The sequence below is a fragment of the Rhodopirellula sp. P2 genome, assembly GCF_028768465.1.
GTDB lineage: Bacteria > Planctomycetota > Planctomycetia > Pirellulales > Pirellulaceae > Rhodopirellula.
On record NZ_CP118225.1, the window covers coordinates 6,457,414 to 6,474,238 of the forward strand.

The window sequence follows — 16,825 nt, forward strand, 5'->3', positions numbered from 1 at the left end:
GGAGGGCTACACACCGGGTTTTAGGTTCGCCCTCCCCGGCCCGAAGCGGGCCGACCCTCCCTGAGGGAGGGTGAAGGAAGATGTAGGCCAGGTTCCACCTGGCAACCAAGCCGATGCTTTGGAACAAAGCGAGGCGTCCGCACCATTCCACGTGACATCGACGTGGAAATCCGATCGGCCAATCACCCGCGCCAGGTGGGACCTGGCCTACAAGCTTCCAAGTCCGTCGATCGCTCCCCAATCACAACCCGAACGCGTCAGCGAGGGACCCCACGGCATTCCCCCACGACGGCCCCATCCGGGGCGACGTTCTGTTGTCCGCCATCGGTCTCGGGGCTGCCGCCCCGAGCTAAGGAAGCCGGCCCCATCCGGGGCGGTGCCTCACATCAGCATTTCTTCGCGAATTTTGGTGAGGTAGGCCAGCATGGGACGTGGCCGGCCTTTGGCGTCGATCACGCCCGCGTGCGGGGTCAGGTGAGGGTGCTGGTCCGACCATCCGTCCCACACCACCGCGTGAACGATTTGCTTGGATAGCAACGTTTGGATCAGTGGCTGCACGAATTCGAATTGAGCTTTGGCCCAGGCATCGGGGTCGTCACTGATCACCGGCGACAGCGGACGCGTTTGGATTGGCAAGCGTGCTGCCGCGTCTTTGCCGGGTGCACCGGCCACCGACAGTTGCACCATCAGGGGCGCATTCAGTGTCGCCCAGCGGTCAATGATTTGGCCGAACTCGACCGCCGACCGTGGATGCGTGTCACCCTCCTCGAAACCGAACCGGAAATTCAGACCGATTCCGGCCAACCCCAGCCCACTTCGCAGCAGAGCGTCGGCGAAATGCAGGGGGCTGATTCCCTGATCATCCCGAGCCAGGTATTCGCCACAGGGCTGATCCAAGGACATCAACACAGGCGTGTTGGGATCGCAGCGGCGGATGGTTTGCAGGATCCCGATCGAGAACCGCATGACTTGTTCGTCATCAAACCCCAACGGGCCGGCCACGTTCAACCCCGAGGCCGCGTTCCAAAGGTTCACGCGGCCGCGAAAATGCTCGACCGTTTTTTCGACAAAGCTGATCATCGTCGACATCAGTTTGTCAAAGTCATCGTCCAACAGCGTCAACCAATCCGGGAGCAACCCTTTGCGGTAATCAATCACGGGGCCACCGATCACACGCAGGCCCATTTGCGAGCACGCCGTCAAGGCTTCGTCGACGGGTTCGTAATTGGGACGCCCGGAATCCGTTTCAATCTCGCCCCAATTGATCCGCACCGCGGCGGCATTGAACGCTCGCGTGATTGTGGTTTGTTCGTCGATGGAATTGCCGGCGCGACCGGACTGGATATCGGGGGTGACTTCGGTGGCAGGCAAGGGCGGCAAGACACCGACCGCCAACATCGTGCACAACCGGTTTTCACGACTGCGTCGATAGGCGACGGACTGACTCGCGAATAAATCGCCGAGTTCATTCGACGCCAGTTCCAGTGCTTCGATGGCTTCCAACGCCGCTTCGACGCACGAGGGGCCTTCGGGGGCACACTGGGTGGCATCCAAGAACCGCTTGGTGCCTCGTGTCAGCAAATCGTCGAAGCGATCGCTGAGCACCAACCCGCCGCGCTGCCACACATCGGCTTGAACTCGCACGCGGTAGCAGCTGCCGCGCGCCAATTCGACAAAGAGTCGGTGGGCGTTGTCCAGACAACGCAGGCTGCAGGTGCTGAGTTGGCGATAGCCAATGGAGGGAATCGGGCAGGTCAGGAACAGTTTGGCGGACGTGTCGACACCACGGGTCAGGGTGAAGCGTCCGTTGGCGTGAACGTTCCGAGATTGCCACGGCACACCTTCGATGCCGCACAGATACGCATCTTCCCAACGAGTCGATTCAAAGAACTCGTTCGCTGCGTCAGGGACATCAAAATGCATCTGCCCCATGGCAACCAGCGATTCAAAGACCGAACAAAATTTTTATCGGGAAACGTCCGAAACGTCGCTCAGGACCATCCTGGCAACTGAGACGGTGTGACATTCCCGTGTCGCCACACCATCCGTCAGTCCCGACGCTCGTTCGAGAGATCAAAAACGCAAAATTTCAAGCGTCTGTGACATTCGAAGGACCGTCCGCGAATCCTTGCGAGCGAGAATCCCAACCAAGTGTCTGGTCCAAGTCTCGTTCTCAAGGAAATCCCGCACACACCGTGTGAACAACCACCTTTTTCCAACTCGGCCGGAAACAACCGAGTCGATCTCAAAAGGGGGCCGGGTGGGATGGATTGGCACGCGACCCGCGCCACTCCGCCGGCTTTCGCCTTGCGCAATCATGGTAGTCGGTTCCTCCAGCCGCTGCGAGATGGCTGGTTCAGGGCACAAGAGCGTCCGACGGGGGACGAATCACCCGTTGAGGCCCGCCTGAAAAGGTCATCACTCTGCACCATCGCTTTCAATCGCTATCGCGGGTACCCTGTTTCGCTCGTTTTTTGAATCGCACCTTCTGAGAAGCAACACGCATGGACTGGATCGCGGAAGACCAACTCGGATCGCTCGGATTGCTGATGGGCGAGGCGGTGGAGCGTCTCGTGGATTCACACGACCAGGGTTTCGATTCCCGTGCAGCCATGCTGACGGTGAAGACTCCCACCCTGACGCAAGGCGACAACGGCGTTCGCTTTGATTTCCAGGTGGTCGGCAACCGAGAAAAGCAACAAACCGTTGCTCTCGAGATCGTTCCCAAAATCGACGAGGACGATCCGGGCGGGGTCGGTGAATTGACCAGCGAGTGCCAATGCGGATGCGTGGCGTTCCTGCGAGACCAATCGTGCCCGCACACGTTGGCTGCGGCCTGGTGGCTGCAAGAACAAATCGCTCGGCGAAGCGGCAACGGGCAGCTGATCGAATTCCTGGGTGGCCTGAAAGCCGATGCGGTTGCGGCCGGCAAGCAGTTCGTCGATGAACTGTTGCGACGAGCCAAAAATTCGCGTCCCGCGCTGGCCGAAGACGCCGAGCCCACGCGATTGCAGTGGCGGGTGCGCGTCAACATGGCGTCCCAAACAGCCCCGCTGACGATCACGCCGTTCGAACAGAAACAACGCAAAGGTGGCAAGGGTTGGACCAAGGGCCGCGAGGTTCGCAGCTTCGACCTGCTCGATCAAAACCTGCTGACCGATCCGTTGGACAGCAAAATCGCCTCCTTGACGTCGGTGCCCACCCACGGCGTTCACGACGACAACTACGCCATCTTCGAAGCCCTGCGAATGCTGGCAGGCCACGAGAACGTCGCGTGGGACGATCAAAACGCGTTGCCCGTGGAAATCTTTTGCAGCCAACTGCTGTTGACGCTGCAGCCGGTCGAAGTCGAGAAATCCAACAAACCCAAAGCATCCAAGAGCCAATCGGAAAGCGAACCGCCGACCAAGAAAACGCCTGCCAAAAAAGCCAAGAAGCGATCGGGCAAATCGGCCAACGAATTGCTGGACAACGTGACCACCACGCTGACCATGCCGGAATCCGAACCGGAACCTGTCCGCAGCGTTGCGCCCACGGACACCATGATGGTTGACGACCTGATCGCGGACGATGAAAAGGTCGAGGTTCAGTTCCAACCACGATTGTCGGTCGACGGCATCGACATCGATGTGCAGAAATGCGAAACCGTGGTCGGCGGATTGAGCCCGGTTGAACCGGCGATCATTTTGGCTGACGCGGAGGACGACCGCATCGTGCTGTGCACACTGGCCGACCCGGCCGCGATTGGAATCATTCAGTTCTTGCTTCGTGGTGATTACCGAGACACGTTGCTGGATCACGCCACAGCGTCGCGATTGGCACTGGCCGCAGGTTCGATCGATTCGCTGATCCGAGTCGAATTGCCTCCGCAATTGGCTGGCCCCATCGTGCCGGCACCATGTGAGTTGGTGCTGCAAATGCGTCCGCGTCCCGGTGCGGGATTGAAGGTTTCGTTGCGGGTGCACGAGTCTCGACTGCGAGATTCGCTGGTCCCCGGGGACGCTCCCGAGTTGGTGCCGTGCTTGGCCGAAACCGGTCCGATCCGTTTGCAACGCGACTTGAAAGCCGAACTCGAAACCGCTGATAAAACGATCCAACGTTTTGGACTCAATCGGCTGTCTCACGAGAGCACGATGGAGTGGGTCGCCCTGACCGATCACGCCGCCTTGGATTTGCTGGGTCGTCTGCACGATGCCGGCGATGAAGCCCCGCGGATTGTTTGGCCCGAAGGCGAAACGTTCCGCGTGCGTGGCGAAATCACGCCGAAATCGTTGCGAATCAAAATCGATGACTCGCCGGATTGGTTCGGCATGACCGGCACCGTGACCGTCGATGGCGTCGATGTGCCACTGCAGGATTTGCTGATGGCGGTCCGTGAAGATCGACAGCTCGTTCGAGTTGGCGACCGCCGATTCGCGAAAATCAGCGAAGCGTTCCGCAAACGACTGACCCAACTGGGCGACACCTTGGTCAGCGAGAAGGGACAACTGCGTTTGGCGGGTGCCGCCGTGCCGTTGGCTCGCGATGTGTTGGGCGATGACGTGACGCTTGAAACCACCGCGACCTGGCACCAGGCAATTGAACGCCTTGATTCGCTTCAGGATTGGGCTCCTGATCGTCCGGAAGGCTTGGACGCCACGCTGCGGGACTACCAATTGGATGGTTACCGATGGTTGGCGCGCCTGAGCCGCTGGGGCGTCGGTGGCGTCCTGGCCGATGACATGGGTCTCGGTAAAACGGTCCAGACCCTGGGCATCTTGGTCGAACGTGGTCCCACCGGCCCCGCCTTGGTCGTGGCACCGACCAGTGTCGGTGAAAACTGGGTTCGGGAAGCCGAGAAGTTCACGCCCGCGTTGACCGGCAAACTGTACCGCGATTGCGACCGCGACGAAGTCATCAAAACCTCGGGGCCCAACGACCTGTTGATCGTCAGTTATCAACTGCTGCAACGCGATGCGAAACGATTTGCTTCGCGTGCCTGGCACACGTTGGTGCTCGACGAAGCTCAGTTCATCAAGAACTCACAGACAAAAACATCGCAAGCGATCCGAACGCTGCAAGCCGATTGGCGCCTGGGCCTGTCCGGCACGCCGCTGGAAAATCACCTGGGCGAATTGTGGAGTCTGTTCCGGACACTGAGCCCCGGTTTGCTCGGTTCTTGGCAACGATTCCGCAGCCGTTTCGCGGAACCGATCGAGCGACACAACGATGCGGACCGCCGCGAATCACTGGCTCGCTTGGTACGTCCGTTTGTGCTGCGTCGAACCAAAGACAAGGTGCTGAAAGAATTGCCACCACGCACCGAAATCACCCTTCGTGCGGAATTGTCGGTTCCCGAACGCAAGCTCTACGAAGACGCTCGCTTGGCTGCTCTGGCAGAACTCACCGCCGGCGGTGGTGCTCCATCGCACGAAGGGCGACGTCGCATTCAGACGCTGTCGTGGCTGACCCGACTGCGTCAGCTCGCCTGTCACCCAGCCCTGGTCGAACCCAGCTGGAAAGGCACCTCGTCGAAACTGCAACTGTTCTTGTCGCTGGTGGAAGAACTTCGCGAAGGCGATCACCGAGCACTCGTGTTCAGCCAATTCGTCAAACACCTCAGTGTCGTGCGAGCGGCTCTGGACGAACGCGGCATTTCCTATCAGTACCTCGACGGGGCCACGCCATCACACGAACGGCAACGCCGCGTTGACGCGTTCCAAAATGGCGAAGGCGATCTGTTCCTGATTTCGCTGAAAGCCGGTGGAACGGGGCTGAACCTGACCGCCGCGGATTACGTGTTGCACCTCGACCCGTGGTGGAACCCTGCGGTGGAAGACCAGGCGACTGACCGGGCTCACCGCATCGGACAGGAACGCGCGGTCACCGTGTATCGCTTGGTCGCCGAGCGAACGATCGAGGAGCAAATCCTTCAGCTCCACGCCGACAAACGCGAATTGGTGGCGGGCATTTTGGATGGCACCGATGCGGCTGCGAAATTGCAAACCCAGGATTTGATCGATCTGATCAAAGCCGAAATGAGCTGATCAAGGCGTTCTCGGGGCCTCCGCCCCGAGCGAACGGGGCGGCCCCATCCGGGACGATCGTGGACGGGCCCAAGCCAAAGCAGGCCGGACCGAAGCGCTACGCAGCTACGCAGCTGTCATCTTGTATGTGAGCCGTTTGGCGTTATCCCAATGCCATCTACTTTAGAACCAACCGAGGGGATTTTGTTAGCGGAACGGCGCAAGCCGTCCGGTAAATCGTGGGTGTTTTCCGGCGCGTCACCGGACGGCTCGCGCCGTTCCGCTACAAAGTAGATGCCGTTTGGCGTTAGCCACGGTTCCCACACAAAACCGGCGATAAGCAGGTCGGCAGGAATGATCGGGCATAATCATGTGAGCCCCAATCATTCCTGCGTACCTGCTTAGCGGAGTTCCGACAGCAATCGCCGTCTTTCTCAGCCGTTGGTCTTGGCTGGGATCAAATTCACAACCGTTTCGATGACCTCGCCGATCGTCATGACGCGGGCGTACCGGTCCCGAAGCGTGGCCAGTGTCGCGTTGTGCAGCTCCGGCGTCACGGTCGCACAGCAATCTTCGACGAGGGTCACGAGGTATCCCAAATCACAGGCATCCCGGACGGTCGTTTCGACACACTCGTTGGTGTAGACACCGACCACAAACAGGGATTCGATGCCCATGTTCTTGAGCACGTAGTGCAGATTCGTGGAACTGAACACGCCACTGGCGGTTTTGTTGATGACGATCTCATCGCGATCGGGCAACGGTGCGACTTCCGTCAAGAACTCGGCCTCACGCGAACCGGGGGCCGCCAGCAAATCCAAACGTTTGTGACCCTTGCCACGATCTCGTCCGTCTTGCGTGAGCGACTGAATGCGAGTGTGGATGACCTCAAGGTTGCGGCGCCGAAACGCTTCTTGCAACCGTCGCACGTTGGGCAACACCGTTTCGCTCAGCCGATCGAAGTAATACTTCTGGCTCTCCACCGAAACACCGTGGTTGTTTCCATCGGCAAAGACACCACACCCTGGAGCCGCGTCCAAATACTGCAAGTCGATGCACAGCAGCGCCGTGTTCCGCCCCACCAGGAACTCACTGTGGGCTGGGTTGTCGACAAATGATTCGTGATAGATTTCGCGAAGCGGATCGGGGTGTTCGTCGTGCGGTGCAAATTCGTTCATGGTGCGCTTTCAATGCGTTCAATCGGTGGTGCCGGATGACTCAGCAGCTGTCCCGGCCATTTCAGTGAGCGAATGGAGCAACACATTGGCTCCCGCCTCGATGTCTTGCCATGCGGTCCATTCCGCGGGCGAGTGACTTTGTCCGGACTTGCTGGGGACAAAGATCATCCCCACCGGAATCATTCTGCCCATGATCTGAGCATCATGGGCAGCCCCACTGGGCATGATTTCGTAGTCGAGCTGCAGTTTCTCGGTCTGCTGCTGAATCGTTTTGACAATGGCTTCGCCGCATTGGACGGGGCTGATCAGGCTCTTCTGCTCAAACTCGAACATCAGATTGCGTCGACGTGCGATCGCTGAGAGTGCCTTTCGAAACGCGTTGGCCAATTCCTCCAGCACGTCCATCGAGGTGTCACGCACGTCCAAGGCAAACTCCACCAAGCCGGGGACGGTGTTGGTGGCCCCAGGAAGAATCTGAGCTTTCCCGATCGTTGCGCGACTTCGGTCGCTGCCGTTCTCTTCCAAAATTCGCGGGACCTCATGCGCGAAGTCCGCCAATCCCATGAACGCATCGTGCCGCATGTCCATCGGCGTCGTGCCGGCGTGGTTGGCTTCGCCTTTGAGCCGCACGGACCAGGTGAACAGACCCGTGATTTGGTCGACGACTCCCACCGATTTCTGCAGTCGATCGAGCACCGGCCCCTGTTCGATGTGCATTTCCAAGTAGCAATGCAGGGCCTCTGGATCTCTCGCCGCATCCAGTGCCGCAACGGGATCGTAACCATGGCGAGCCATTTCATCCTGCAACAGGATGCCATCCATGTCGGTCATCGTCGCGATCATTTCTGGGTTGATTTGCCCGCAGACGGACTGCGATCCAAACATCCCACCAAAGCGACCTTCCTCGTCGCTGAACGCAATCAGTTCGATCGTGCGTTCGGGCTGGACACCGGATTCCTTCAGACAACGCAGGCATTCCAATCCTGCGACCACGCCCAGCGTCCCATCCAACGCCCCGGCGCAGGGCACGGTGTCGATGTGCGACCCCACCAAGACTCGCGGCAAATCCGTCTTCCCGACGAGGGTCGCCGAAACATTCGCGGCCCCATCCATCGAGCTTGGCAATCCCGCGGCCTGGATCCGATCGATGAGCCAACGTTTGCCCTCGATGTCCGCGTCCGTGAACGCCATCCGATAGATGCCGTGGTCGTCTGAATTGCGGCCGATCTGCGAGAGTTCCAAGATATCGGCTTTGATCCGCTCCAGATTCACTTGCATGGCGATCAATCCACTGCCGGCAAAGGCAGCCCCTCGATGTATTGGCCTTGAAGCATGTGCAACTGCAACACGTGATTCATCACGATGTCGTTGCGACGCGCGATCGTGCCATCACTTTCTTTCCAGGCATCATCGATGAACTGCATCAACTTGCCATGATCAAAGAAACCCAACGAGCCGACACGCGAGGGCGTCAACCAGTGATCAATCATCTCTTGCACGGCGGCCCGTTTGACCGGATCGGTGTGAGCTGGCGGTGCCATGAAAGCAAACTTCTTGCGTTCGTACAGTTCCCGCGGCAACACATTGACCATCGCCTCGCGAAGCACCCATTTTTCGACCCCATTGCGGATGCGAATGTTGGGGGGAATCGTGGTGGCGTACTCCGCGACGTGGTGATCAAGGAATGCCGGACGGGCCTCCATGCTGTTGGCCATGTCCATCCGGTCACCGCCCCAAGTCAGAATCTGGCCCTCCAGCATCGTCTTGCTCCACGTGTACTGAGACACGTCCAAACGATGGCGACCGCGAACCTGAGCCGGATCGATCGCACGGGCGACTTCGCCGACCGGGTCGTACTCCCTCAACAGATCCGTGAGCGACGACGAGAGGATCGGCTCGAATCGCTTCAGCACCAACATCCAGGGCTGAATCCACGACGGCGTGAACCCGCACAGGTCTTGCCAAGCACTGTGCTGCAGGTCTTCCTCGGCCAAGATGGCTCCGGCGAAGATGCCGCCTTCGTCATCGCGTCCCAGCCAATCGCGTTTGAAAAACGGGTAGCCGCCGAACAGTTCGTCGCTGCCTTCGCCGGTGATCACGGCTTTGTAATTGCAAGCCCGAACGCGGCGACTCATGTGCCATTTCGCGACCGCCAACGTGTTGTAGAAAGTCCGCTCGGCATGCCAAGTGGCTCGCTCAAACGCCGGCCCGTAAAGTTCTTTTTCGGTGAGTCGCAGCAACTCCTGTTCAGCACCAGTGCTTTCAGCCATCCGCTTGGCGATGTTCGATTCGTCGTATTCGTCATTGTCGAAGGCAATCGTGAACGCTTTGACAGGCGACTGTTGCAGCGTGTTGGCCAGCCCCAAAATGGAGCAACTGTCGATCCCGCCGGACAAGTAACAGCCGACGGGGACGTCCGCTTCCAAGCGAGTCGCAACGGCGTCGATCAAGCGATCCTGGACACCTTGGATGAACGGTTCCGGATCGGCGTTCTCATCATGTGACTCGGGAAATTCGAAATCCCACCAGCGCTTCGTTTGGACTTCCAGGGAATCACCGTTTCGCTGGATCACCAACATGTGTCCCGGGAGCAACGCATCGACGCCTTCGAAGGCAGTCGATCCCGGCACCATGACCTGCATCATTTGGTGAACGGCAGCCTTGGGACACAACCGAGGCTCGATGTCAGGATGCTGCAGGATCGATTTGACCTCGGATCCCCAAACGATGCCGTTGTCATTGACCGCGTAATACAGCGGCTTGACGCCAAAGCGATCGCGAATCAGAACCAAACGTTCTTTGCGATCGTCGTAGAGCACCACGGCAAATTCGCCGCGAAGATGATCGACCATGGCGAGATCATGCTTCAGATACAGCGGCAGCGTGATCGCACTGTCGCTTTTTCCGTTGCACTTGTATTTCTCACAAGCCAGCGATGTTCGAATCCGTTTGTAATCGTACAACTCGCCATTGACCGTGACCGCGTAGTCACCATCGTCGGTTTCAATCGGCTGATGACCGTGAGCCAACCCAATGATCGACAATCGGGTGTGCCCCATCGCCAGCCCCCGTTCCTGAAACAGACGGCTGCCGCGTTCGTCGGGACCGCGGTGGTCCAGAACGTCGAGCATAGGGTCGAGCGCAAAACGCAATTCACGTTCGTTGGTACGAGATGGATTCCAAAATCCGGTGATGCCACACATAAAGGGTGTTGGTGATTCGTAGAGACGGATGAAGAGAAAGAGGCGAACGACCGCGACTTCAGATCCCGCTGATCCGGTCGGTTCGATCCAAGATGGCTGCCAGCAAAGCTTGCCGAATGAAGACCGCGCCAGCCGCTTGAGCGAAGTACAGATTGTGTTCGGTCTCGTCCAAGTCCTCGCTCAACTCAGCGTTGCGAGCGAGGGGATGCATGATCACGGCGCCGGGTTTGAACGGACTACTCGCATCGAGGCTGTATCGCGAATCAAGATTGCGATAGCTGTCACCCAAAAACGCGATCGAGTTCACATAAACGACATCCAATTCGGGCAAGACCTCCTGGACATCGTTGGTGATCTCAATCGGAATGGGGGACTGCTCAATCGGTTCCGTCAAATCCAAACCGACCGGGTCGGCCATCTCGCTGATCAACGTGATCTTGCTGACCGCGCCCGCGAACATCAGCGACAATCGTAAGAAGCTCTTCACCGCTCGCATCGATCCCGGCGTGCCGATGATCCCCAGGTGCACTCGTTTTTCCGGTGGGCAATGTTCCGAATGCAATTCGGGTCGCCACTTCAGCAACGCATACCAATCGATCAACGCTTGAGTGGGGTGATGTCCAGAACCGTTGCCCGCGTTGATCAACGGCCGCTTCAGATTCTTGCGAATCTCGTCCAGGCTGTCCGTGTCCGGGTGACGCATGATGACCACGTCGCCGTAGGTGTTGAACATCTCCCCGATGTCCGCCAGGGATTCCCCCTTGGCAATGCCGGTGACCTGACCATCGGGCACCGACAGCACCTTTCCATCCAGCCGCTGCACCGCGCTTTCGAACGACAACCGGGTGCGGGTGCTGGGCTCAAAGAACGCCGTGATGGCGATCTTGCCGTCCAGCGGTTTGTCCATCTCAACGTTGCGGGACTCCAAGAGAGCCGCCAACTGAGCGATCGCCAAAATCGTGCGTCGATCAAACTGACGCGGGTTCAGAATCGATTGCCCAGCGAGCGACTTGAGTGTCTCGCGGTCAATGACCCCGTCGAACGCGTCCAGCAACGACAGCGGCGACAACTTCTGTCCCTTGGAGTTGGTCGCCGTTGCGCTCAACGCTTCGGACACTTGTTGATTTGAAAGTGAATTCATTGGATTACCAGATTTGCTTGTCTCGCAGGTCGATCCACAAAAATCCGATCAGCACCGCGACCCCGATGACACAAAGCACCAGACTGCCAATCACTAGAAATTGAAAGAAGAAAACCGAAAACATCAGCTCAGTCCTCTGCCAGAGTATCGAATTCAAAGTTGTCTGGCCAAAGGAAGCAGCAGACTGCAAAGGTGATGCCTGAAACCGCCGCCCCAATCAACGATGCCGTGAACCAACCGATCATGAAATACGCCACCAACCCCAATGCACTCCCCAAGACCATCGAGGCACACGCCGCCACGGGACTGGCCGAACGGAAATACAACCCACACAACACGGGCCAAATGCAACTGCCAACCAGCGGCCCAGCAAAGAACAGCACCGTCGCGAGCGACCCCACGTTGGGATACGCGGCCACCCAGGCGATCGCCCCCAACCCAATGATAGCGATGGCGGACCACCTCCGTTTGGAAGGATCGGATGCCTGTTTGCTCGTGACACGTCGTTGAATGGGTTCGGCGATGTCATTGACGATCAAATCCGATGTCGCTGCCAACAAACTGTCGATGCTAGAGGCCAACGAGCAAAAGACGACAACAAAAACGAGCAAGGCACCGCCGGTTCCCAGCAGGGTTGCCGCGACCAACGGTCCCGCAGTGTCCGGCTCGCTGATTCCAATCCCCAGTGCTGGCGCCGCGAGGCCCAGGAACCCTGCCACGATGGGCACGGGCAACCAGAGCACGCCGCCCAACGCATAGGCTTTTGGACCGACACCTTCCCGCATCGCAAACGCCCGACTCCACCACACATTGCTGTGGAAAATTTCACCCAATCCAAACAACAGATTATTGAAAAGTGCCATCAACGCCGCGGGAAAGAACGCAGACAACAGCATCGGACGCTCGTTGCTGAGCTTTTCATGCACCTCTTGGATTTCAACCTGGGTCAGGACAGCAACGGCCACCACGACCAATCCCGCCAGGATGATCAGACTCTGAATGAAGTCGGTTCCGATCACCGCGTACATGCCACCGAACAACGTGTACGCCACGCACACCAGCACGACAACTGACATCCCAACCTCGTAGGGAATGCCTGACAGCACATTGAGAAGTTTCCCCCCCGCCATCGACATGGAAACCAACCAAGTCACCGCATAGAACAGCGAGATGATCAAGAACGGGACCGTGCCCAACCACCCGTAGCGACGACGCATGAATTCGACGGCCGTGTACCCCTTGGGCATCAATTTTCGGATGCGGCCGCTCATCGGAGCGAAAGCGAACAACCCAAAGCTCGCGGTGGAATACGCCAACATCCCCCAAATCCCAAGCTGCAATGCGTACTGGGGCGCCAGCATCGTCGTGTTGGAAGTGATCCAGGTCGCCACCGCCGTCGCGGTTCCCATCGCCAGGCCCACGTTGCGACCGGCCACCGCGAAACCATCGTACGATTTGGCTTGCCGCCCCCACCACCAACCCAGGACAATCCACAACACCCCGAACATTGCCAGCAGGATGTATCCCGCTTCGGCACTCAGAATCGCTCCGCTTGCTGCCAACATCACGCTGTTCATGCTCGGGTTCCTTGCACGATCACCACGACCACGGCCAAGAACACAAGAGCGCCGATGACGAGCAGCACCAGCGCCTGCCAAACCGGCCAGTGCAGAACCTGCACCGTTGCAGGCATGTCTGAGCGTGCAAGCAATTCGCCTTCTGCATTCAACGCCTCAACGTGATAGCGATACGTTCCATCGGGCAATCCCGAGACAAATGCGATCGGCAGTGTCCCCTCATAGACGACACGCTGAGCGGGATTCGCGGTCACAACCAGCGGCTCCAGCGTTTCCGCCCCCTGACCATCCAGTGAACCGGAACGGACCGTTCCGTCGTCGCCCGAATCCAACTCATAGACTCGAAAGGAGTCCAGCGATTCGCTGGCATTCGTTACATCCCAAGTCAGTTGGAAGTAACCTTCGCGAGCAATCAAAGGCTTTTCAAGAAGGCTTGGTTGAAATGCGACCGAGATGGTGGAATCAAAACCATCCGACGGTTCTTGCCCGGCAACAGGCAAGGCCTGAACCAGAAAAATCCACCCGGTGACCGACAGAAAAGCGGTGAAAAACAGGCGAAAAAACGAACTGCCTCCAGGGCAACAGATAATTCATTTCCGTCGGGGTGATGCGAGCAGTCCCAAATGCCTTGGCCGGTTCGCGCTGGGAATATTTCAAACGCAAAGCGTATCAGATGGCCTGTTTCGAAGAAACCGCCACCGTCCCCACTGATCGCTCCCACCCCAAAAAATTCGTTCCCGTTCCACGCCCCAAAGCATCCCACCGTCGAGCCCCCAAAAAACGGCCCGAACAAACTTGGCTCCAAGTTTCAGGGCGACTGAAACATGCTGGCTTCCCAGATGAAGTTCCCATTTTTCAAACGCACTCTCGGTGGAATCACCGCCAACACCTCTGCACCACCAACCGTGTCACCTTCGGAGACAAACTGCGTTTCTTCGCCGAAACGAATGATCGCACGTGTTTTTCCAACGTCCGCGAATCCGAGCACGATGTATTCGGATGCCTTGGTCGGCTTCACGACCGTCGACGGTGCCGATTGGTCAATGTGAAAGGGGTCCTTGCGATCCGGGAAGGGAGGCACAAACCGAATCGTTTGGGCCCCCGAACTAGCCTTCAAGCCCTGATCGCGAATCCCCAGATCCGCTTTCGTTTCCTGGTCTTGCATCGCGACCCGCCGAATCGTGTCGATCGATTCGGGATCGACTCCGCAGCCCGGCAGCACCACGATTTTCACGAACAGCAACACAAACGCGATCGCCCATTTGAAACGAGTCGAACGCGACCGGGCCGACTGCGTCGACATGGTTTTCTTGTTGGGTGCACTTTCTTGGGAGGTCACCTCCCGTGCCAAACGTTGCTCCGCCATCACGGTTGCTCCATCGGATGAATGTGCACCGGGGGGTACATCGATGGTGTTCCGAGCACATGGACGGCCGAGTCACCGGCTCGCAGCGGTTCATTGACAGTCGATTCTTCCAACATCATTCCATTGGAATGAAACAAAACCGAATCGGAGGGCACGGCATTGGAAGTCGCAGCTCCCGGTGGCACCGAATCGAATTCGTACAGGGGCATCATTTGCCCGGGTACAACAGGACCGGGATTCATCAAACCGGGATAGGCGAACTCCATCGGTGCAATGCCTTCACCACCCAACATCTGAAGTTCGCTTGTGCCACCATTCAGACGAACTCGGGGATGGTGGTTGGGACAATTCAAATCGTGGCATTCGGGAGACTGCGGGCATACCGAGGCGTACGGGATCGAGTCCAACTGACGGGTGGCGACGCACTGGGCTTGTCGTGACCGTTGGTTCCCATGGTCGTAAGGCGAGATGATTTCGGGTTTCAGAAAGACGATCAGTTCGCTCTCACGCACCTGGGTGTCGTGGCTGCGGAACAGTTTGCCGATGTATTTGAGATCCCGCAGGTACGGCACGCCGCTGACATCTTCGATGATTCGTTTTTGTCGCAAACCACCCAGCGTGAACATGTGCCCGTTGGCGACCCGCACGGTGGTCTCGGCGGTGCGACTGTCGATCACCGGGTTGTTTTCAATTTCGCCCACTTTCACGCTGTACTCGGGCTGAACCTGCAATTCGATCGTGTTGTCGTTGCTGATCCGCGGCGTCACCTTGAGGATGATCCCGGCGTCTTTGAATTCGACTTGTGCAAAAACGACATTGCTTCCTTCGGCAGGCTGAGCGGCGACAATCGGGATCTGCTGAACAATTTTGATCGACGCTTCCCGGCGATCAATGGCGGTGATCGATGGATCGGCCAACAGCTTGGCTTCATCGCTGCTGTCCAAGGCGCTGAGCAGGAAACTGGTGTCAAAGTTGTCCGTCAAGGTTCGAATGCCCATCGTGGTGGCACCACCGGAACCAAGCGTCCCAAATGTCACCGCTTGCTCCACGTTGCCAGCAAAATCGGCGAGCGCGGATTCATCGGTGGTGTTCAACCGAAAACCGCGGCCCCAATTGACCCCCAACTTTTCGAGTTCTTCTAAACTGACGTCGTAGATCAACGCTGTGATTCGAACCTGAGCACGCGGCACATCCAGTTGCTTGAAGGCTTGCGATGCCAAGTCCAACTGCGCGCGATTGCCTTTGATCATGATGCGGTTCTCCGCTTCATAAACGGCCACAATCGTGCCTTCCCCAAGTGCCTCCTGAAGTGACTCACGCATCTCCGAGGCTTCCGTGAACTGAGGCGTCAAGTAGATCAGTTCCGTCGCCAGCGTGTCATAGACACTTGGAGCACCTGATCCTTGGCGTCCCGCGGATGCCCCGCCGCCCAAGGATTCGCCCCCGGTTCTGCTGGGTTGCATCGCCGCGTCAGGTGACATTGCGGTCAACATCTCCTGGACCCGATTGATGTTGGTCTTGGTGTCGACGATCAGCATCGCCCCTCGTCCAACCGCTTGGATTCGACCGCGATCGGACAACAACAACTGCGCCGCTGAGATCGTGGCGTTCATCTCGTTCTCATCCGCCGTTTGAAAACGCAACGTTCGCGACTCAAACTCCGGACTTCCCGTGCCCACTTCATCCAGTGGCAACACAACCAAACTGTTTCCCGCGGCGATGTAACCGTAACCGGACGATGTCAAAATCGCGGACAGCACGTCCCGCAGGGGAGCGTCTTTGAAGACTCCCGAGACATCGCCGGTCACCTTCTCACCCGCAACGATGTTGATGTTCCAGAGATCAGAGAGCAGGAAAACCACTTCTTGCAGTGACGTTTTGCGAAATGTGATGCTGCCTCGCTGCATCAGAACTTCATCAATTGCCAGGGGTGGCCCGGTCAACGAAACGGCACTTCGGGTCGCGAGGGTTGAGGGCGTCTCGGCAAAGACAGCGGACTCCACGCTGGATTTGGTGCCCGCAGAATCGCTGGGGGAAGCGGCCGCCAAGGCTGGTCCTGCCACCCTGTCGGCTGCCGTCGCGGCGTTGTTATCTACGTTGGCAACAACCTTCGTCTCAGCCGCGGTCAACGACGAACCGCTCCATGTCATCCCGAGCATCGTCAATGACACGCCCATGCCCAGCGAGGCAGATTGAATCAATCCGGCAAGCACGCGTCGAGTTCTCACACGACGCGAGGTCATCGGACTCGCGAGCGAAACGCTCGGAGTTGAAATGACAGGTTCAGCTGGTGACGCGGAGCCTTCCTTGGCCATGCGTTGATTCCTAATGGTGAAAATGGTGTGAGGCGACATG

Annotated in this window: 10 protein-coding genes and 1 pseudogene; 2 read left to right on the plus strand and 9 right to left on the minus strand. The window is 58.2% G+C overall.

All coding sequences use genetic code 11. From position 1 onward, the window contains the following. Positions 1 to 60: 60 nt before the first annotated feature. Positions 61 to 174 (plus strand): annotated as a pseudogene (locus PSR62_RS25835) (hypothetical protein); the annotation flags it as partial. 207 nt (positions 175 to 381) lie between these two features. Here the strand turns inward: PSR62_RS25835 and PSR62_RS22740 are convergent. Further along, positions 382 to 1,932 (minus strand): glycoside hydrolase family 10, encoded by a 1,551-nt coding sequence (locus tag PSR62_RS22740; RefSeq protein ID WP_338020108.1) that lies wholly within the window; start codon positions 1,930 to 1,932, stop codon positions 382 to 384. A gap of 572 nt (positions 1,933 to 2,504) precedes the next feature. On the opposite strand from PSR62_RS22740, the gene PSR62_RS22745 reads away from it, so the two are divergent. Next, the gene (locus PSR62_RS22745; RefSeq protein WP_274405255.1) at positions 2,505 to 6,026 is read left to right on the plus strand and encodes a DEAD/DEAH box helicase; all 3,522 of its coding nucleotides are present in this window, start codon (positions 2,505 to 2,507) and stop codon (positions 6,024 to 6,026) included. A gap of 413 nt (positions 6,027 to 6,439) precedes the next feature. On the opposite strand, the gene PSR62_RS22750 is transcribed toward PSR62_RS22745, so the two are convergent. The 8 genes from PSR62_RS22750 to PSR62_RS22785 form a co-directional block, all read right to left on the minus strand. Continuing rightward, positions 6,440 to 7,183, minus strand: coding sequence for a cysteine hydrolase family protein (locus PSR62_RS22750; RefSeq protein ID WP_274405256.1), 744 nt, complete (start codon positions 7,181 to 7,183; stop codon positions 6,440 to 6,442). Between the two features lie 18 nt (positions 7,184 to 7,201). Then, entirely contained in the window at positions 7,202 to 8,461 is a 1,260-nt protein-coding gene (locus PSR62_RS22755; protein WP_274405257.1) for a Zn-dependent hydrolase, read from the minus strand. A gap of 5 nt (positions 8,462 to 8,466) precedes the next feature. Further along, complete coding sequence (gene asnB, locus PSR62_RS22760; protein ID WP_274405258.1) at positions 8,467 to 10,386, minus strand: asparagine synthase (glutamine-hydrolyzing); 1,920 nt, start codon at positions 10,384 to 10,386, stop codon at positions 8,467 to 8,469. Between the two features lie 58 nt (positions 10,387 to 10,444). Then, positions 10,445 to 11,527, minus strand: a complete 1,083-nt coding sequence (locus PSR62_RS22765) for an aspartate/ornithine carbamoyltransferase family protein (protein ID WP_274405259.1) — start codon at positions 11,525 to 11,527, stop codon at positions 10,445 to 10,447. A gap of 128 nt (positions 11,528 to 11,655) precedes the next feature. After that, complete coding sequence (locus tag PSR62_RS22770) at positions 11,656 to 13,104, minus strand: sodium:solute symporter family protein (RefSeq protein ID WP_274405260.1); 1,449 nt, start codon at positions 13,102 to 13,104, stop codon at positions 11,656 to 11,658. After that, entirely contained in the window at positions 13,101 to 13,520 is a 420-nt protein-coding gene (locus PSR62_RS22775) for a hypothetical protein (protein ID WP_274405261.1), read from the minus strand. The genes PSR62_RS22770 and PSR62_RS22775 overlap by 4 nt, the downstream gene beginning before the upstream one ends. Before the next feature lie 392 nt (positions 13,521 to 13,912). Continuing rightward, a complete protein-coding gene (locus PSR62_RS22780; protein WP_274405262.1) occupies positions 13,913 to 14,470 on the minus strand; it encodes a hypothetical protein in 558 nt (185 codons plus the stop codon). Beyond that, on the minus strand, positions 14,470 to 16,785 hold the full coding sequence (locus tag PSR62_RS22785; RefSeq protein WP_274405263.1) for a type II secretion system protein GspD: 2,316 nt from the start codon (positions 16,783 to 16,785) through the stop codon (positions 14,470 to 14,472). Before PSR62_RS22785 ends, PSR62_RS22780 begins: the two co-directional genes overlap by 1 nt. Positions 16,786 to 16,825 lie beyond the last annotated feature (40 nt).

What these genes read in the sequence shown, in the direction of transcription:
- PSR62_RS22785 (WP_274405263.1), bottom strand. Translation starts at nt 16,785, where the DNA reads ATGGCCAAGGAAGGCTCCGCGTCACCAGCTGAACCTGTCATTTCAACT.
- PSR62_RS22780 (WP_274405262.1), bottom strand. Translation starts at nt 14,470, where the DNA reads ATGGCGGAGCAACGTTTGGCACGGGAGGTGACCTCCCAAGAAAGTGCA.
- PSR62_RS22745 (WP_274405255.1), top strand. Translation starts at nt 2,505, where the DNA reads ATGGACTGGATCGCGGAAGACCAACTCGGATCGCTCGGATTGCTGATG.
- PSR62_RS22750 (WP_274405256.1), bottom strand. Translation starts at nt 7,183, where the DNA reads ATGAACGAATTTGCACCGCACGACGAACACCCCGATCCGCTTCGCGAA.
- PSR62_RS22770 (WP_274405260.1), bottom strand. Translation starts at nt 13,104, where the DNA reads ATGAACAGCGTGATGTTGGCAGCAAGCGGAGCGATTCTGAGTGCCGAA.
- PSR62_RS22755 (WP_274405257.1), bottom strand. Translation starts at nt 8,461, where the DNA reads ATGCAAGTGAATCTGGAGCGGATCAAAGCCGATATCTTGGAACTCTCG.
- PSR62_RS22765 (WP_274405259.1), bottom strand. Translation starts at nt 11,527, where the DNA reads ATGAATTCACTTTCAAATCAACAAGTGTCCGAAGCGTTGAGCGCAACG.
- PSR62_RS22740 (WP_338020108.1), bottom strand. Translation starts at nt 1,932, where the DNA reads ATGGGGCAGATGCATTTTGATGTCCCTGACGCAGCGAACGAGTTCTTT.
- asnB (WP_274405258.1), bottom strand. Translation starts at nt 10,386, where the DNA reads ATGTGTGGCATCACCGGATTTTGGAATCCATCTCGTACCAACGAACGT.